Origin of the sequence: Pseudomonas sp. PSB18, from assembly GCF_014596565.1 — a bacterium.
In the GTDB taxonomy this organism is placed as follows: domain Bacteria; phylum Pseudomonadota; class Gammaproteobacteria; order Pseudomonadales; family Pseudomonadaceae; genus Aquipseudomonas.
In genome coordinates this window covers 84,652-102,104 of record NZ_NOIN01000010.1, presented here as the reverse complement: position 1 = coordinate 102,104, position 17,453 = coordinate 84,652, and the positions used below count along the sequence as shown (strand labels likewise).

Genomic DNA, 17,453 nt, shown 5'->3' with positions numbered 1-17,453 from the left:
GTATGCCTGACGGAAGTGGCGGGGCGATCCGGAGTCTGCACGAGGCGCCGCTGAGCAGCGCGTTTCGTCAGGTCTGGCTGAAGTGGTTCCAGGAATGGCAGGACTTGCCCAAGGACAACGACTCCGCGGCCCTGGTCAGCCGGGTGGTGGAGTTTTCCGGGCGTAGCGCCCAACGCTTGTGGCGGATGGCCTTTGCCACTGTCGGCGACTCGGCGACCGAACAGGTCAAGGCGCTGGTCTACGCCTTCGTCGCCCTGGTGGACGAAACCTTGCTGTTCACCCCTTGGCCGGGGCAACTGGCCTGGCAGCAGCATCCCCTTGAATCTCGCATGTATTCCAGCCGCCAGGCCGGCGAGCGCCTGCCCGCGGCCATCAAGAAACTGCTGGATGAGCAGATGCCCGGCACCCGGGATCTGGCGAACGTCTACCTGCAATGCCTGATCCTCGGGTTCCAGGGGCGCCTGCGCGGCGAGCCCGGCCAGATCCAGCATGAAAAATGGCGCGCGGCGCTGTTCACGTTCGCCTGGCAGCATGAACCGGACTATGTCGACGTCAGCCAGCGCCTGGCAATGTCGGCGACGGCCCCGCCGGTACGCATGCCGGCGCAGACATCACTGCCGGACGGGTTGCGCCTGGGGCTGGCGATCCTGGCGATGGTGTTGCTGCTGACCGGGCTGGGACAGGTGTTCTGGCGTGACATCCGCTCGGAGCTCGAGCCGGTGTTGCAATTGAACGAGTCGGTGGTCCAGGAGCAGGACTCATGAGCCCCGTGAGCATCCTCGCCCTGGCGGTGCTGGTCATCGTCGTGGTGCTGGTGATCGCGGCGCTGATCTGGTGGCTGCGGACCCAGGGCGGCGCGGCGATTCGCAGTTTCTACGGGGCGGTCCGTCATATGGAGCAGGAGCAGGGCACCCGGGACCGCTACCAGATCCCCTGGCTGCTGATGCTCGGCAACGAGACCGACGGGGCCCAGCTGTGCACCCAGTGGCATTTGCAGCCGACGGACAAGGCCGCGTGGTTCGGGCGCTGGTGGTCGGATGCCGAGGGGGCGGTGCTGGTGGTGCCCCAGGCGCTGTTCCTGCCCGATGAAGGCATGAACCGGCAACGGGGCAACTGGTGGCGGTTGTTGGGGCTGATCCTGCGACTGCGCAGCCGACGGCCGATGGATGCGGTGATCTGGACCGTGCCGTTCGGCAGGCTCGACGATATCGAGCACACCACCGAGCTGAGCCTTAAAGTCCGCCGCTGCTTCATCGACCTGCTGCAGCGGTTCGGCCTGAGCCTGCCGGTGTATGTGGTGATTACTGGAATGGAAGAGCTGCCCGGGTTCCAGGAACTGGTCAGCGCATTGCCCGCCGAGGCCCGGGAATCGACGCTGGGCTGGTCGTCGCCGTACTCACCCGACGCGGCCTGGCAGTCGCACTGGAGCGATCAGGCGCTGGATCAGGTCAACGCCGCGCTGTCGCAGTCGATCATCGAAATCGGCGCCCTTTCCGGGCAGTTGAGCGGCGATCTGTATGGGTTGCCGGAGCGCTTCGAGGGGTTGCGGCGGGCCTTGCAGATCCTCCTGGAGCCGGTGTTCCAGGGCAATGCCCAGGGCGAGGCGCCACGCTTTCGCGGTGTGTACTTCACCGCGAGCCAGGCGCCGGCCGTCACCGGGGATGGGTTTGCCGCCAGCGACAAGGTCCTGCGCCAGACGGTGTTCGCCCGGCAATTGTGGGCGCGGCGTTTTGTCGCCGAACGCGGCCTGGCCCAACCCGTGCCGCGCCTGTTGCGTTTGCGCCAGCGTTGGCACCGACTGGTGGGCGTGGTCGCGCTGGTGGTCGGCCTGGTCTGGCTGGGGGGCATGCTCTGGGTCTGGCGCGATTCGGTGGAAGAAGCCGAGGGGTTGTCGCAGTTGATCTTGCGCACCCATAAGAACTACCTGGCGATCGACCCTGACCAACCGCAACTGGAACCGACCCGCTACAACGTGCAGACCTATTGGAACATGCTGGAGAAAGCCCCGCGCTGGCGCTACGTCGCGGTGGTGTTTCCCACCTCGTGGTTCTCCTCCGTGGACACTCAGTTGGAGCAGGGTTTGCGCCTGACCGCCCGGCATCACTGGGTTTTGCCCCTGCGTGACCTGCTGGCGGCGGACCTGGAGCAGCTCAAGGTCATCCGCAATACCGAGCGGCGGGGCAACGTGGAAAGCGAAGACCCGGCGCAATGGCAGAGCTACGTGAAAGCCAAGGATCTGGTGGAGCGCGCCGTGCGCCTCGAGCAGCAGAATCAGATGTTCAGCCAGGCGGTGAGCAACCCCAAGGCACCGCTGGATGAGCTGGTGCAATTGAGCAATAACGCCCTGTCGCTGAGTCTCAACGCCGGCACGCTGAGCCGGGCGCGGTTCTACAACCGGGTGCTGTTCGATGCACAAGGCATGGGCTCGCAACAGGACTTGCAAGGGCTGGACCTGAACGCTGCACGCACGGTGATCGGCGATAACTTCACCGGCCTGATGCAGCGTTGGCTCGATCATTACTTTCTGGCGGACAACTTCGTGCGTCAGGCCGGTTACCTCAAGCTGCACCTGCAGCGGTTGGAGGCGGGGGGCGGCAACTCGTTGAGCGAGCTGGAAGACCTGATGGCCCTGGTCGACGATCTGCAGACCCTGGTCAACCTGACCAACGCGGCTTGGGGGCGGGGCAAGGGCCAGGACCTGGTGCCCGGTTACACCCAGATGATGGACAAAGTCAGCCACAGCACCTTGCTGGGGCCGGAGCTTGCCCAGGATCTGGAGAGCCAGGCGGCGAAGCTGCAACAGAGCTTTCGCGACCAGTGGATCGTCCAGAGCGGCTCCCGGGACAACCTGCTGGTGCAGCAGGGCAGTGGTTTGCTGGTGTTGCAGGAGCACGTCACAGCCCTGGATGACGCGGTGAAAGCCTTGTTCAAGCGCGACTTCGTGGCGTTGGCCCTGCAGAAGGACCCCTCTGGCGGCAGCGCCGATGCCAAGGGGCAAGGCGACGGCAGCGATGATTTCAGCGTTGCCCTGAACTACTTCGCCAGCTACAAGAGCTACGCCAACGAGGAACTGCCGCGCATTCCGCCGGACTACCGTGATGCCCTGATCCAGGCGGCTGAAGGGGCCGCGGCCCGGGCCATGTGGCTCAGCCTGGATGAAAGCGAGGAACAGTTGCCGGGCATGGGCTTCAATGTCCAGACCACCCAGGCCGTCGCGCTGCAAAAGGCGTTCATGGACGTGCACCGTGCCGACCTGGCGACGCGCTTCCAGCGCCTGCTCAACCGTCGTGCCCTGGCGCAGATCAAGAGTGGCCTGGACGAAATCGAAGCCCAGCCCCTGTTCAGCCAGCGGGCCGATGTCCAGCGCTGGGACGGTTCGAAGAATTTCGGTTTGCAGCTCTACGGGGCCAGCGATCCACAAGGTCTGAAACTGAGCCTGAACCAGCAGTTCGACGCCATGGTGCAGATCGCCGAGCAGCGCATGCCGGCTCTGGAATGGTTGATCGTCCAGCAGGATGACCTCTCGGCTCTGGAACACGACCGGGTGTCGCGGTTCATGGCGATCAATGACGAGTTGCTCAAGTACAAGAGCCAGAACCCGGCCAGTTCGGCGGCGCAGCTGGAGCAGTTGGTGAGCCGGGACTTCAACCAGATGGACACCTCGTCCTGCGCGCAAATCCTGCAGACCTCCAACCTGTCCGGCGGCCGTGGCGACCTGGCCCAGCGCGCCGTCAGCTTGCAACAGGGAGCCCTGCAACGGTGCCTGTACCTGCAACAGAACCAGGCGGCGACGGCCTGGAACGATGTGGCCAATTACTTCAACCAGTACCTGGCCGGGCGCTTTCCATTTTCCCAGGACCTGCGGGCCAGTGACGCCGATCCGGCGCGGGTACAGCATCTGCTGGAACTGATCGACACACGCCTGCCCTTGGCCCAGGCCGGGCTGGCGCTGAGCCAGACACCGGAGCGCCTGGCTGCCGAGGATTTTCTCAACCGGTTGAAACAGGCCGGTACCTGGCTGGGGCCGCTGTTCGTGCGGGACAAGAGTGGCCTTCTCGGCGTGGAAATGGACGTGCGCTGGCGCACCGACCGCAACGAGGAGCGCGGCGCCGACCAGGTGATTGCCTGGGCACTGAACGCCGGCAACCAACAGATCAACTACCCCGGCGACGCCCAGCAGAACCTGCGCTGGATGGTCGGGCAGCCCGTGCGGCTGACCCTGCGCTGGGCCCGCAACGGTTACCAGCGACCGGCCAACGACCCGTTGCAGCCGAACCTGGTGGTACGCGACCTGGAAGCTGGTTGGGAATACCAGGGCCCATGGTCGTTGCTGCGCCTGATGCGTTCGCTGGTGTCGGTGCAACGCCAGCCGAATGTCGACTACACCGATTTCCCGCTGACCCTGCAACTGCCGGTAACGGGCCAGATTCCCGCCCAGAGCCCGGCCCAGGCCCAGCTCCTGGCCCGCACGACGCAGCAAACGTTGATGTTCCTGCGCCTGTCGTTGATGAGCCAGGGCTCGAAGCTGCCGCTGTCGATGCCGCCGCTGCCGACCCAGGCACCCCGTTCACCTTTCATGGCGACCTCGTCGAGCCCCGCCATCGCTACCCGTGAGGAGGGCCTGTGAGCGTACCTATCTCCCCCTTGCCCGAGTTGATCAGCCAGTTGCTCGAGCCAATCAGCGCCGAATCGCCCTGCGGGCCGGATCTGCGTTATGAGCTGGAATACGATCAGCTGCGGGAGTTGCGCCGGGAAGACGACACCAGCCTGCCCACCGGGGTGTGGCAGTCCCAGATCAAGCGCGCCCAATGGCCGGAGCTGGAAAAACTCGCCACCACGCTGCTGCTCGAACGCAGCAAGGACCTGATGATCAGCGCCTGGCTGGGGGAGGCCTGGCTGCACCTGGCGGGGCTGGAGGGCTTGCCGGGCAGCCTGGCGCTGGTGGCGGGCCTGTGTGAATGCTACCCCGAGCAGTTGCATCCCCAGGCCGAAGAGGGTGACCAGTCATGGCGGGTGATCCCGCTGGAATGGTTGGCCCGGCGCTACAGCGAGGTACTGTTGACGCGGGTGCCGCTGTTCAATGGCCGCGACTCGGCCTTCGATGGCTTCAGTCTCGACGACTGGCAACGCTTGCAGCGCCAGCAAGTGCAGGCCAACGACAGCAAGAACGCCAAGGCCTCGGCGGAAGCGGCGCGCAGCGATCAGAAAAAACTCGACGAACTGATTCGCAGCACACCGTTGTCGTTCTGGCTGCATCGCCAGGGCAGCCTCATGTTGAGCCAGCAGCATTTGCAACGGCTTGAAGCCTGGAGCGACGCTTACCTGGGCAACCTGGCCCCGGGCTACAAATCCTTGCAGGACGTGATACAGGCCTTGCTGGCACTGGTAGAGGAGTTCATCGCGATGCATCCGCAACAACCCACTGTCATGCCGGCGCAAGCCTCATCCGCAGCCACCCCATCGGTTGTCCAGCCCCAGGCGGGTACAGCGCCGGCCCAAGTCTTCCAGGAACCGGCCAGCCGTGAAGAGGCCTACCGGCAGTTGCTGGTCATCGCCGGCTACCTGTCGCGCACCGAACCCCACAGCCCGGTGCCCTACCTGATCCGGCGGGGCGTGGAGTGGGGCAACAAGCCGTTGAGCGAGTTGCTGGGAGAACTGATCAGCGCCGATGCCGAGTCCCGGCGGTTGTGGACGTTGTTGGGGGTTCTTTGAGTTGTGCTAGTACTGGTGAATGGCTTTTGTGGGGAGGGGATTTATCCCCTCGCCACAGGTACCGCGAACACATCGGTTCATTGATCAGTTCGGCTCCGGCATTGGCACCGGCGTCAGCACCGGTTTGCCGGAAAAGAACGCATTCAGGTTCTGGCCCACCAATTCCACCGTGCCTCGGGTCGCTTCCGGCGAAAGGCCGGCGACATGGGGCGTCAGGACCACATTGGGCAGGTGCTTGAGTGCCTCGGGCACTTCGGGTTCGTGATCGAACACGTCCAGGGCCGCTCCGGCGATGCGTCGATGTTCCAGGGCGCTGATCAGTTCGTCGGTGGCGACTACGCTAGCCCGGGCGATATTCACCAGGAAACCCTTGGGGCCCAACGCATCGAGGGCCTGCTTGTTGATCAATCGCCGAGTGTCGAGCCCTCCGGGCGTGGCAACGATCAGGAAGTCCGATACCCGGGCCAGCTCCGTGGGCGTGGCGCAGAAAGTGTAGGGCACATCGTCGCGTACCCGTCGGCTGTGGTAGCTCACGCTCATGTCGAAACCCAGGGCCGCGCGCTTGGCAATCGCCATGCCCACCGCGCCAAGGCCCAGCACGCCCAGCCGTTTACCCGCCAGGGAAGGGCGCATGACCTTCGTCCATTCCCCCCGGCGTATACAGGCGTCGGCCCGGGGGATGTCGCGCACCAGCGCCAGCAACAGCGCCATGGCGTGGTCGGCCACCGACGACGCATTGACCCCGGCACCGTTGGTGACCACGATGCCGCGGTTGCGGGCAGCCTGAAGGTCCACCTGTTCGTAACCGGCACCGATCACGCAGATGATCTGCAGATTGGGCATGGCGGCCATTTCGTCGGCCGTCAGACCCAGGGGGCCGCGTGTCAGCACCGCATTGAATCGCTCACCATGCTCGAAAATCGCCGCTTTGCGCTCGGCCGGCGTAGGTGCCAGCTCCAGGTGATAACCCTGGCGTTCGAGGATCGGCAGGTAGTCGTTGACGGTTTCAACCAGTACCAGGACGGTTGCGGTCATGCTGGGCTCCTGAGGATTCTCGGGCAAATTCCAAGGCTTGCCTTGTTCCGGCAAGCGCTTGGAGAATATTCCTGAGTGTAGGAGCTGGCGTTAAATGGCGATAGATCAGCCACCTTTTTGCCTGAGATTATTTGCGTCAACGTTCGGGACTACACCGTTGTGTTGGAAACATTGATAAAGACGGCATTGGACCATACGCCAGAGGTTTGGTCAGGTGAGAACAGCAACCCGAACTTGCCATTGTTTTTACCGGGTGTCGGTACAAGATCTGCGTTGGGCGTCATTATCCAGTTGCCATAGGCATCCACCACCGTGGTGCCCCAGTTATGCCCCCCGACTCCGGCTTCGTAGAGGGTTATCGGAGTGTTGGCGGGTCCTGTTCCGGCAATGTAGGGGCGTGCGAGTGTGGTAGCGCCGTCCTTTGGGTTAAGGATCGTGAGGGGCTGGTTCGGGCTGACCGGCGCTGCCTTGGCGATATTGACCTGGATGATGTTGGACCATGCTACTGAGTCTGGCGTTACAACCATTCCAAACATACCGCCGTTTTTACCGGGTGTCGGCACAAGATCTGCGTTGGGAGTTATCATCCAGTTGCCGTACCCGTCCACGGTCGTATTGCCCCATTCGCGCCCACCGACCCCAGCCTCGTAAAGTTTGATCTGGGTATTGGCAGGTCCCGTACCGCAAATGCTGGACCTCGGGTAAATAGTAGCGCCTGCGGCAGGGCTCAGGATTTTCAGTGGTTGGTTCGTGTCGGCCGGTGGTGTGCTGGCAATATTGACGAAAACGGTATTCGACCAGTATCTCGAATCCTCGCCAGGCGCCACGATCAGTCCGAACATCCCATTGTTCTTGCCGATAGTTGGCTGAAGATCAGCGCTGGGTTTGATCATCCAGTTGCCGAAGGCATCGACTGTTGCGCTGCCCCATTCCTTGCCTCCGACGCTGGCCTCGTAGAGCACTACACGCGTATTGGCCGGGCCTGTCCCGGTGAGGCAGGTCCTGGGGAATATCGTACCGTTCTGAATAGGGGTATTGATGGTCAAATCGGCCATTTCTCTTCTCCGGTGGTATAGGAAAATGACCGGAGAAATGGGGCAATGTATAAAGCGCCTCATACAACCTTCGGTCTTGCTCCGATAGGTTAGGGCTTGGGCTTGGGGCGTCTACTGTCAGGGCTGACAGTTTTTAATGATTTCTAACCGTCGCTTCCATGTCTCGCCTGATCTGATTCGCACCACCGCTCCTCAGCTAAGCCTTTGCTTCTGCTCGCTAATCCCGGACAATCGCGCCCCTGTTTCGGCCAGGGCGCTGCCTGTCGGGTTTTTCCGACTCGTCCCGGCCGGGTACATATGACCGGAAAGCGGAGATCCGACCGGATGAATGATCAGGCCAATAGCGTCGAAGAGCGCTTTGAATCGACAGCCCCAGCCACCCTCAGTCAATGGAGTCGCCAGGACACGACCTGGATGCTGGGCCTGTTTGGTACCGCCATCGGTGCCGGTACGCTGTTTCTACCGATCAATGCCGGCCTGGGCGGTTTCTGGCCCTTGCTGATCCTGGCAGTGCTGGCATTTCCCATGACCTTCTACGCGCACCGGGGCCTGACTCGGTTTGTGCTGTCCGGTCGTGATGGGGCGGACATCACCGAGGTGGTGGAGGAGCACTTCGGCATCAAGGCCGGCGCGCTGATCACCTTGCTGTACTTCTTTGCGATTTTCCCGATTCTGCTGATCTACAGCGTGGCGCTGACCAACACGGTGGGCAGCTTCCTGGAGCATCAACTGCATATCCAGCCGCCATCCCGCGCGGTGCTGTCCCTGGTGTTGATCCTGGGCCTGCTGGCGGTGGTGCGGTGTGGCGAGCAGGCGATCGTCAAGGCCATGAGCCTGATGGTCTACCCGTTTATCGTTGCGCTGCTGTTCCTGGCGGTGTTCCTGATCCCGCACTGGAGCGGCGGTATCCTGAGCACTGCTTCCACGCTGCCGGCTCCTTCGGCACTGTTGCACACCCTGTGGCTGGCGATTCCGGTGATGGTGTTCTCGTTCAACCACTCGCCGATCATCTCGGCGTTCGCGGTGGACCAGAAACGCCGCTATGGGGAGGGCGCCGAACAGCGCAGCGCGCAGATCCTGTCCCGTGCCCATGTGTTGATGGTGGTGATGGTGTTGTTCTTCGTGTTCAGTTGCGTACTGACCCTGTCGCCGGCGCAACTGGCCGAAGCGAAAGCACAGAACCTGTCGATCCTGTCGTACCTGGCCAACCATTTCAGCAACCCGACCATCGCGTTTGCGGCGCCGTTGATTGCCTTCGTGGCGATTTCCAAGTCGTTCCTGGGGCACTACATCGGCGCCAGTGAAGGCCTCAAGGGCCTGATCGTCAAGAGCGGCCGTCGCCCGGCAGCCAAGACCCTGGACCGCCTGACGGCGGTGTTCATGTTGCTGGTGTGCTGGATCGTCGCCACGCTCAACCCGAGCATCCTCGGCATGATCGAGACCTTGGGTGGCCCGGTGATCGCGGCCATCCTGTTCCTCATGCCGATGTACGCCATCCGCAAGGTCCCGGCCATGGCCCGCTACCGCGGCCAGGCGTCCAATGTCTTCGTGGTATCGGTGGGCCTGGTGGCGATTACCGCGTTGGTCTATTCCCTCACGGCTTGACACTACAAATCCCTGTGGGAGCCGAGCTTGCTCGCGAATGCGGTGGGGCAGTTGCGGTGATGCTGGATGTGCCGCCGCCATCGCGAGCAAGCTCGGCTCCCACAGGCTCTGAGGTGTTCTCGGGAACTGTGTCCACCCCAAATCCCCTGTGGGAGCGAGCCTGCTCGCGATAGCGGCGGTCCGGCTTGCATCAAAAGCCCAGGCATAAAAAAACGCCGCCCCTCGCAAGAAGGGCGGCGTTTTCAGTCGAGCGTCGAAGCCTTAGGCTTGAACGACCGGGATGTTGGCGTTTGCAGCCGCTTCACGGAACTCGGCGATCTGGTCGAAGCTCAGGTAGCGGTACACGTCCGCTGCCATGCTGTCGATCTTGCCGGCGTATTCCATGTACTCCTCGACGGTCGGCAGGCGACCCAGGATCGATGCAACGGACGCCAGCTCGGCCGAAGCCAGGTAGACATTCGCGCCGTCGCCCAGACGGTTCGGGAAGTTACGGGTCGAGGTCGACACCACGGTGCTGTTCGGCTCGACGCGTGCCTGGTTACCCATGCACAGCGAGCAGCCTGGCATTTCCATGCGTGCACCGGCCTTGCCGTAGATGCCGTAGTAGCCTTCTTCGGTCAGTTGGTGAGCGTCCATTTTGGTCGGCGGCGACAGCCACAGACGGGTTGGCAGCTGACCCTTGACCTGATCCAGCAACTTGCCCGCAGCGCGGAAGTGACCGATGTTGGTCATGCACGAACCGATGAACACTTCGTCGATCTTCTCGCCAGCCACGCTGGAGAGCAGACGGGCGTCGTCCGGGTCGTTCGGCGCGCAGAGCACAGGCTCGTTGATGTTGGCCAGATCGATTTCGATGACTTCAGCGTATTCGGCGTCGGCATCGGCTTCCATCAGCTCAGGGTTGGCGATCCAGGCTTCCATCGCTTGGGCACGACGTTCCAGGGTGCGGGCATCGCCGTAGCCTTCGCCGATCATCCAGCGCAGCAGGGTGATGTTGGACTGCAGGTACTCGGTGATCGACTCTTTCGACAGCTTGATGGTGCAACCGGCAGCCGAACGTTCGGCCGACGCGTCGGACAGCTCGAAAGCCTGTTCCAGCGTCAGGCCTTCCAGGCCTTCGATTTCCAGGATGCGGCCGGAGAAGGCGTTTTTCTTGCCTTTCTTCTCGACAGTCAGCAGGCCGTTCTGGATGGCGAAGTAAGGAATGGCATGAACCAGGTCACGCAGGGTGATACCAGGTTTCATCTTGCCTTTGAAGCGCACCAGGATCGATTCCGGCATGTCCAGCGGCATGACGCCGGTGGCAGCGGCGAACGCCACCAGGCCGGAACCGGCCGGGAACGAGATGCCCATCGGGAAACGGGTGTGGGAGTCACCACCGGTACCGACGGTGTCTGGCAGCAGCATGCGGTTCAGCCACGAGTGGATGATGCCGTCGCCCGGACGCAGGGAAACGCCGCCACGGGTCATGATGAAGTCAGGCAGGGTGTGGTGGGTGGTCACGTCGATCGGCTTTGGATACGCCGCGGTGTGGCAGAACGACTGCATCACCAGGTCAGCGGAGAAGCCCAGGCAGGCCAGGTCTTTCAGCTCGTCACGGGTCATTGGACCGGTGGTGTCCTGGGAACCCACGGTGGTCATCTTCGGTTCGCAGTAGGTGCCAGGACGTACGCCTTGGCCTTCTGCCAGACCGCACGCCTTGCCGACCATCTTCTGCGCCAGGGTGAAACCCTTGGTGCTGGCGGCAGGGGCTTCAGGCTTCTTGAACAGGTCGAACGGCGGCAGGCCCAGCTCGGCACGCGCCTTCTCGGTCAGGCCACGGCCGATGATCAGCGGAATACGGCCACCGGCACGGACTTCGTCCAACAGGACCGGGGTCTTCATTTCGAAGGTGGTGATGACTTCGTCGGTACCGTGCTTGCAGACCTTGCCGGCGTGCGGGTACAGGTCGATCACGTCGCCCATGTTCATGTTCGACACGTCGAATTCGATCGGCAGGGCGCCGGCGTCTTCCATGGTGTTGTAGAAGATCGGAGCGATTTTGCTGCCGAAGCAGAAACCGCCAGCGCGCTTGTTCGGCACGTACGGAATGTCGTCGCCGAAGAACCACAGCACCGAGTTGGTGGCGGATTTACGCGAGGAACCGGTACCGACCACGTCACCGACGTAGGCGATCGGGAAGCCGCCGTTGCGCATCTCTTCGATCTGCTTCATCGGGCCGGTCTTGCCTTGCTCGTCCGGAACGATGCCGTCACGGGCCATTTTCAGCATGGCCAGGGCGTGCAGCGGGATGTCAGGGCGCGACCAGGCGTCCGGGGCAGGGGACAGGTCGTCGGTGTTGGTTTCGCCGGTGACCTTGAAGACCCGCAGGCTGATCTTGTCGGCCAGTACCGGACGCTTCTTGAACCACTCGCCGTCAGCCCAGGATTGCAGCACGGCCTTGGCGTGGACGTTACCGTTCTTGGCTTTTTCAGCCACATCGTGGAAGGCATCGAACATCAGCAGGGTGTGCTTGAGTTCTTCGGCGGCCACTGGCGCCAGCTCGGCGTTGTCCAGCAGATCCACCAGGGTCACGATGTTGTAGCCGCCCTGCATGGTGCCGAGCAGTTCAACGGCGCGCTTCTTGTCCAGCAGAGGGGATTGGACTTCACCCTTGGCCAGGGCGGAGAGGAAACCGGCCTTGACGTAGGCGGCTTCGTCGACTCCCGGTGGAACGCGGTTGGTGATCAGGTCAACGAGGAAAGCTTCTTCGCCAGCCGGGGGATTCTTCAGCAGCTCGACCAGGCCTGCGGTTTGTTCGGCGTTGAGCGGCTGGGGAACGATACCCAGTGCTGCACGCTCTTCGATATGTTTGCGGTAGGCTTCAAGCACAGTATTACCCTCATCAGTGGTCCCAAATGGGTGTCCGGGACGCTCATCCAGAAACCCGCGGTACCCATGCGCGTCGGGGGCTTTTTGGGCCACCATGCCAGGGTTTCCGGGGTTCCTCACAGAAGCTGCTTTCAAAGTTTTACGCCTGCAGAACGGGGAGCTGATGAGGGTTGGCGTTGGGCTTTCCCCGCTGGAAAGACCCTTCGCCAACACCGTTCTGAAGGAACGACTGTGCTCGTGACGCTTTGAAAACAGCTTCTAACGGACATTGGCGCCTTAAAAGGCTGGCTGATTCTACGGGAAAAAAAAATTAAAGGTAAGTTGGGCCGGGAAGTTTGAGGGGTGATCAATCTTAGACAAAGGGCTAACATGCCGGCCTGTCCTGCTTTTGCGTGTGCGTTCCGTTATGCCCAACCAGCTCATCAAGACCCCCTGCGTCGGCCTTTGCTCCACTGTCTACGGTGACCTGGTGTGCCGTGGCTGCAAGCGCTTCCACCATGAGGTGATTCACTGGAACGGCTACAACGAGGACGAGAAACGCGCGGTGTGGATGCGCCTGGAGCAACTGCTGGTGCAGGTCATGGTGGCGAAACTCGAGGTGTTCGACCCCGGCCTGCTGCGCGAGCAACTGGTCGCGCGTCAGATCCGCTTTGTGGCGCACCAGTCGGAATATTGCTGGGCTTATCAGTTGATCGCTCGGGGTGCCCGGGTGATCAACAACCTCGAAGCCTATGGCATGGTGCTGCTGCCGGAATTCCGCGACTGGGAACTGCCGGACCTGCGGGACGCCATCGACCGGGAGTTTTTCCTGCTGTCCGAAGCGCATTACCAGCGCTACATCGCGCCGGGGTTCCTGAAGGACGGGTTTGGCGGTTGAGACTGTGCTCCTTGTGGCCCGCTGACATTCTTTGTGGCGAGGGGATTTATCCCCGCTGGGCTGCGTAGCAGCCCCATCACTGTGAGCTCAATCTATCTGACACAGCGAGGCGGCTGGTTTCAGGGCTGCTGCGCACCCCAGCGGGGATAAATCCCCTCGCCACAAAGGTAGTTCCCACAAGGGTGGTGTTTCAGTTCTTCACCGCCAACTCCACCAGATGATCCTCCACCTCCTGCGGCTTGAGCACCAGCACGTCGCTTTCCAGGGTATCGAGCACCGCTTCGGCGGTATTGCCGATCAGCACCCCTGACAGCCCGGAGCGGGCCACGGTGCCGATCACGGTCACCGCCGCCTGCAGTTTGTGCGCCATGAACGGGATCAACACGTCCGCCGGGCCTTCCTCGATGTGCAGGTGCTGGTCATCGATGTCGAACTCCGCCTGGAACGAGCGACATTGCTCGCGATAGCGGGCCTCGATGGTTTCCTTGAGCTGGAACGTCGGGTCGGCCGCCGAGAGCATCGGCGAAGGGTGGGCGCTGATGACATGCAAGTGGGCTTTGGCGAGGCGGGCGATGTCATAGCCGTGGTCGATGATGGTGGTGTGCAGGTGCCGGTGTTCACCGTCGGCATTGCCCACGTCAACGGCGGCCAGGATCACCTTGTCCCGCCAGGAACCTGCGGTTTTCACCAGCAATACCGGGGTCGGGCAATGGCGCAGCAGTTTCCAGTCCGTTGGCGTCAGCAGGGCTTTCTTCAGCGGGCTGTCCGGGAAATGCTGCTTGATCACCAGTCCGCAGCCTTCGGCCTGCTGCACGTCGATGATCGTTTCGTAGAGGCTTTCGTTCCAGGCCTGTTCGGTGGTCACGCTGTAGCCATCGGCCAGCAATGCAGCCTTCAGCACGCCGAGCATGCTGGCATGGTCGTGCTTTCTGTCGCACACCAACAGGTGCAGGTGAGCCTGGGTCACGCCGGCGATCAACTTGGCGCGTTTGAGCGCCAGGCTTTCCGAGTGCTCGGGTTCGATGACCACCAGGATGCTGCGAATGGCTTGCATGATCGGTGTCTCCAGATGAAAGCGCGTGGCGTTGCTCAACTATAGTTCTAGTTGCTATGAAGCGTCTGCGACTTGACGCATATCAACGACGGTGACTGGTGGTCTGGGGGCAGGCCGGTATAATCGGCGCCCTTCGCTCGACTACCTTTTGCCCGTGAGCCCCATGATCCTTCCCGAAATCCACGAATTCCTTGGCTGCCGCACCCCCGATGCCTGGGTCCAGGCTGCGTTGGCCGATCAGGAAACGTTGCTGATCGACCATAAGAACTGCGAGTTCAAGGCCGCCAGCACCGCCCTGAGCCTGATCGCCAAGTACCATTCCCATGTCGATCTGATCAACATGATGTCGCGTCTGGCCCGGGAAGAGCTGGTGCACCACGAGCAAGTCATGCGCCTGATGAAAAAGCGCAAGGTTGGCCTGCGCCAGCTCTCCGCCGGGCGTTACGCCTCGGGCCTGCGCAAGGTGGTGCGCAGCCACGAGCCGGTCAAGCTGGTGGATACCCTGGTGGTCGGTGCGTTCATCGAAGCCCGCAGTTGCGAGCGCTTCGAGGCATTGGTGCCGCACCTGGACGAAGAGCTGGGCAAGTTCTATTTCGGCCTGCTGAAAAGCGAGGTCCGGCATTTCCAGGGTTACCTGAAACTGGCCTACCAGTATGGTGATGCCAAGGACATCGCCCAGGTGATCGACAAGGTGCGTGAGGCCGAGCGGGACCTGATCGCGTCGCCGGATGTGGAGTTTCGTTTTCACAGTGGTGTGCCGGCGCTGTAGTGCAGCGTTGTCGGTATTGACGCCATCGCGAGCAGGCTCGCTCCCACAGGGGGAATGCGTTTCCATGTGGGAGCGAGCCTGCTCGCGATGGGGCCTTAAGCCTTCAACCCCAGGCGCTCATGCCATTGGGCAATGGATTCCTCGGGATAAACCTCGAACCGCTGGTCTCCCGGGTGCGCTTCGACTTCCACCCAGGGAGCCTTGGAACCAAGCATCAGGTGGGTGTGCTCCGGCGGAACCGGCAGTGGCGTGTCGATGGCCGAGGCGAAAGGGTGGATCAATTCCGGCCATTCAGGGCTGAACAGCCACAATCCCGAACCGCAGAGGGAGCAGAAATGCCGTTCGGCACTGCTGCGGTGGGCGCGTTTATCGCCTTCGTTCTTGAGCTTCGCATGGTAGATCGAGATGTGCCGACGACCGCGCACCTTGAGGCTGCGGGCATCGCCGCCCAGGTTGATCGCGAAACCGCCGCCGCCCTGGGTCTTGCGACAGATCGAGCAGTAGCAGCGCTGGTAAGGGTAGGGGTGGGCACAGGTCAGGCTGAATGACACCGCGCCGCAATGGCAGGAACCTTCAAGCTGCATGGGAGCCTCCGAGGGGATGGAATGATCCTGGACAGCGTAGACGGTCAGCGTTCGACAGGTCTGACGCCATCGCGAGCAGGCTCGCTCCCACATTGAAATGCGATCCTCTGTGGGAGCGAGCCTGCTCGCGAAGAACGATCACGCGGTCCCACGGCCAGGCACCGGCACCCGCCACAGGTACCACGCCGCCACCGTCCGATAGGGGCTCCAGGCCAGGCCGATGTCGATCATCTGCTTGCGACCGGGTTGTCGTTCGAGGCCCTTCAGGCGCCGATAGCCTTCGCGTACACCGAAGTCGTCTACTGGCAGGATGTCCGGTCGCTCCAGGCTGTAGATCAACAACATTTCCACGGTCCAGCGACCGACGCCGCGCAGGGTGACCAGGCGTTCGATCAGGGCTTCGTCGTCCATCGCCAACGCTGTCGGGTAATCCGGCACCACACCGTCCAGGGCCGCCTGGGCGATGCCCTGGATGGTTGCGATCTTGCTGGCGGAGAATCCGCAACCGCGTAGCAGCTCGAAGTCGGTCGCCAGAATCTGCTCCGGTTTGGGGAACGGCTGCGTCGGGAACAACGCCAGCAGTCGACCGAAAATCGCATCGCCCGCCTTGGCATGCAGTTGCTGGTAGGCGATGGCCCGCACCAGGACTTCGTAGGGATCGCGGGCCGGCTTGGGCTGCAGCAGGCAAGGGCCGGTCGTTTCGACGTGACGCCGCCAATCTTCATCGAGGTTGGCAAGAAAGACGCTGGCATCGTGGTACGGCACGGGCATCGGGTCTGTGTCCTCGGGATGGTCAGAACGCCAGGGGCAGGGAAATCTGCATGGCGGCTTTTTCCAGTCGCAGCAGGAAGGCCTTGCGCGGTTGCCCGCCACCATAGCCGGTCAGGGAGCCGTCCGCACCGATTACCCGATGGCACGGTACAACGATGGCCAGGCGATTCTGACCATTGGCCAACCCTACGGCGCGGCTGGCGCCAGGGCTACCGAGGATGGCGGCGATGGCACCGTAGCTGCGAGTTTCGCCATAAGGGATTTTTTGCAGTTCGCCCCAGACCCGGATGGCAAATGCACTGCCAGGCATGTGTAACGGGACGTTGAATGTCGTGAGGTTCCCGGCGAAATAATCCGTCAGTTCGGTTTCGATCTGCTGCAAGTGTGCGTTGTGCCCCGGCGCGACGGTGTAGCCGTAGCGCTGTTGCAGTTCCTCGATTTCCCGGGTCAGGGCCGGGCGGTCGAGAAACTCCAGCAGCACCAGTCCGCGTCGTTCGGCCATGGCCAGCATTGGCCCCAATGGTGTGGTCAGGCGCGTGAACAACAGGGGTTCGCTCTGGGCGGCCCGGCCGGGGGTGATGTGGAAAGACTTCACGAACGCATCGCGAAAGCCGCTCAGGGACTCGTAGCCCGAATCGAACGCCGCGTTGTCGATGGAATTGCCCTCCTTGATGCCACCCAGGGCAATGCCCAGGCGCCGGGTGCGCAGGTAGGCGTGAAAGGTCATGCCGAAATGCTGTTTGAACCAGCGCCGCAGTTTCAAGGGTTCGATGCGTTGTTCCAGCAGCAGGGCGTCCGTCCAGCGTAGATCGGGTTCGGCATCGACGGCCTTGAGCAGCGCCTGGATCCAGTCCGGTGCGATGGCGGCAGCGTCCAGGGGCTTGCAGCGCAGGCAGGCGCGGTAGCCGGCCGATAGCGCGTCGTCAGCATGGGCGAAGAACTCCACGTTCTCCGGTTTGGGTTTGCGCGCCGTGCAGGCTGGGCGACAGAAAATGCCGGTGGTCTTGACCGCGGTGAAGAACACCCCCTCGTAGGCGGTGTCCCGTTCGAGCATGGCGCGGACCATTTCGGCGTGGGGTGGGAGCAGCGAGTCTTGTCTGTTCATGGGGCTGAGCATAGA

At 62.5% G+C, this 17,453-nt stretch carries 13 protein-coding genes; 6 read left to right on the top strand and 7 right to left on the bottom strand.

Annotated elements, in window-relative coordinates; all coding sequences use genetic code 11:
* Positions 1-2: 2 nt before the first annotated feature.
* Genes CGA22_RS21925 through tssA form a run of 3 tightly spaced genes read left to right on the top strand, consistent with a single transcriptional unit; the run spans position 3 to position 5,712 of the window.
* The gene (locus CGA22_RS21925) at positions 3-764 is read left to right on the top strand and encodes a DotU family type IV/VI secretion system protein (protein WP_041024199.1); all 762 of its coding nucleotides are present in this window, start codon (positions 3-5) and stop codon (positions 762-764) included.
* Entirely contained in the window at positions 761-4,627 is a 3,867-nt protein-coding gene (locus tag CGA22_RS21920; protein ID WP_041024198.1) for a type VI secretion system protein, read from the top strand. The genes CGA22_RS21925 and CGA22_RS21920 overlap by 4 nt, the downstream gene beginning before the upstream one ends.
* Complete coding sequence (gene tssA, locus CGA22_RS21915) at positions 4,624-5,712, top strand: type VI secretion system protein TssA (protein ID WP_041024197.1); 1,089 nt, start codon at positions 4,624-4,626, stop codon at positions 5,710-5,712. Before CGA22_RS21920 ends, tssA begins: the two co-directional genes overlap by 4 nt.
* 84 nt (positions 5,713-5,796) lie before the next feature.
* Here tssA and CGA22_RS21910 read toward each other — a convergent pair whose 3' ends face one another.
* Both CGA22_RS21910 and CGA22_RS21905 read right to left on the bottom strand, forming a co-directional pair.
* Positions 5,797-6,747, bottom strand: coding sequence for a 2-hydroxyacid dehydrogenase (locus CGA22_RS21910; protein ID WP_041024196.1), 951 nt, complete (start codon positions 6,745-6,747; stop codon positions 5,797-5,799).
* Positions 6,748-6,896: 149 nt separating this feature from the next.
* Entirely contained in the window at positions 6,897-7,802 is a 906-nt protein-coding gene (locus tag CGA22_RS21905) for a hypothetical protein (RefSeq protein ID WP_041024195.1), read from the bottom strand.
* Positions 7,803-8,126: 324 nt separating this feature from the next.
* Between CGA22_RS21905 and CGA22_RS21900 the strand changes: the two genes are divergently transcribed.
* Positions 8,127-9,407, top strand: a complete 1,281-nt coding sequence (locus CGA22_RS21900; RefSeq protein ID WP_041024194.1) for a serine/threonine transporter — start codon at positions 8,127-8,129, stop codon at positions 9,405-9,407.
* Positions 9,408-9,668: 261 nt separating this feature from the next.
* On the opposite strand, the gene acnB is transcribed toward CGA22_RS21900, so the two are convergent.
* The gene (gene acnB, locus CGA22_RS21895) at positions 9,669-12,278 is read right to left on the bottom strand and encodes a bifunctional aconitate hydratase 2/2-methylisocitrate dehydratase (RefSeq protein WP_041024229.1); all 2,610 of its coding nucleotides are present in this window, start codon (positions 12,276-12,278) and stop codon (positions 9,669-9,671) included.
* A 406-nt stretch (positions 12,279-12,684) separates the two neighbouring features.
* Between acnB and CGA22_RS21890 the strand changes: the two genes are divergently transcribed.
* Positions 12,685-13,155 (top strand): DUF1289 domain-containing protein, encoded by a 471-nt coding sequence (locus tag CGA22_RS21890; protein WP_041024193.1) that lies wholly within the window; start codon positions 12,685-12,687, stop codon positions 13,153-13,155.
* A gap of 190 nt (positions 13,156-13,345) precedes the next feature.
* On the opposite strand, the gene CGA22_RS21885 is transcribed toward CGA22_RS21890, so the two are convergent.
* The gene (locus CGA22_RS21885) at positions 13,346-14,209 is read right to left on the bottom strand and encodes a universal stress protein (RefSeq protein WP_041024192.1); all 864 of its coding nucleotides are present in this window, start codon (positions 14,207-14,209) and stop codon (positions 13,346-13,348) included.
* Between the two features lie 163 nt (positions 14,210-14,372).
* On the opposite strand from CGA22_RS21885, the gene CGA22_RS21880 reads away from it, so the two are divergent.
* On the top strand, positions 14,373-14,978 hold the full coding sequence (locus CGA22_RS21880) for a tRNA-(ms[2]io[6]A)-hydroxylase (protein ID WP_041024191.1): 606 nt from the start codon (positions 14,373-14,375) through the stop codon (positions 14,976-14,978).
* Positions 14,979-15,073: 95 nt separating this feature from the next.
* Here the strand turns inward: CGA22_RS21880 and CGA22_RS21875 are convergent, their stop codons facing one another.
* The 3 genes from CGA22_RS21875 to CGA22_RS21865 all read right to left on the bottom strand — a co-directional run bounded on the left by CGA22_RS21875 (position 15,074) and on the right by CGA22_RS21865 (position 17,438).
* Positions 15,074-15,562: a GFA family protein gene (locus CGA22_RS21875; RefSeq protein ID WP_041024190.1), complete on the bottom strand. Its 489-nt coding sequence runs from the start codon at positions 15,560-15,562 to the stop codon at positions 15,074-15,076.
* 138 nt (positions 15,563-15,700) lie between these two features.
* Positions 15,701-16,333, bottom strand: a complete 633-nt coding sequence (locus tag CGA22_RS21870) for a DNA-3-methyladenine glycosylase family protein (protein WP_041024189.1) — start codon at positions 16,331-16,333, stop codon at positions 15,701-15,703.
* Positions 16,334-16,355: 22 nt separating this feature from the next.
* A complete protein-coding gene (locus CGA22_RS21865) occupies positions 16,356-17,438 on the bottom strand; it encodes a bifunctional transcriptional activator/DNA repair enzyme AdaA (RefSeq protein ID WP_041024188.1) in 1,083 nt (360 codons plus the stop codon).
* Positions 17,439-17,453 lie beyond the last annotated feature (15 nt).

Excerpts from the sequence above, each read along its gene's own strand:
- CGA22_RS21925 (WP_041024199.1), top strand. The coding sequence starts at position 3 with ATGCCTGACGGAAGTGGCGGGGCGATCCGGAGTCTGCACGAGGCGCCG.
- CGA22_RS21920 (WP_041024198.1), top strand. The coding sequence starts at position 761 with ATGAGCCCCGTGAGCATCCTCGCCCTGGCGGTGCTGGTCATCGTCGTG.
- CGA22_RS21910 (WP_041024196.1), bottom strand. The coding sequence starts at position 6,747 with ATGACCGCAACCGTCCTGGTACTGGTTGAAACCGTCAACGACTACCTG.
- CGA22_RS21905 (WP_041024195.1), bottom strand. The coding sequence starts at position 7,802 with ATGGCCGATTTGACCATCAATACCCCTATTCAGAACGGTACGATATTC.
- CGA22_RS21900 (WP_041024194.1), top strand. The coding sequence starts at position 8,127 with ATGAATGATCAGGCCAATAGCGTCGAAGAGCGCTTTGAATCGACAGCC.
- CGA22_RS21890 (WP_041024193.1), top strand. The coding sequence starts at position 12,685 with ATGCCCAACCAGCTCATCAAGACCCCCTGCGTCGGCCTTTGCTCCACT.
- CGA22_RS21885 (WP_041024192.1), bottom strand. The coding sequence starts at position 14,209 with ATGCAAGCCATTCGCAGCATCCTGGTGGTCATCGAACCCGAGCACTCG.
- CGA22_RS21880 (WP_041024191.1), top strand. The coding sequence starts at position 14,373 with ATGATCCTTCCCGAAATCCACGAATTCCTTGGCTGCCGCACCCCCGAT.
- CGA22_RS21875 (WP_041024190.1), bottom strand. The coding sequence starts at position 15,562 with ATGCAGCTTGAAGGTTCCTGCCATTGCGGCGCGGTGTCATTCAGCCTG.
- CGA22_RS21870 (WP_041024189.1), bottom strand. The coding sequence starts at position 16,333 with ATGCCCGTGCCGTACCACGATGCCAGCGTCTTTCTTGCCAACCTCGAT.
- CGA22_RS21865 (WP_041024188.1), bottom strand. The coding sequence starts at position 17,438 with ATGAACAGACAAGACTCGCTGCTCCCACCCCACGCCGAAATGGTCCGC.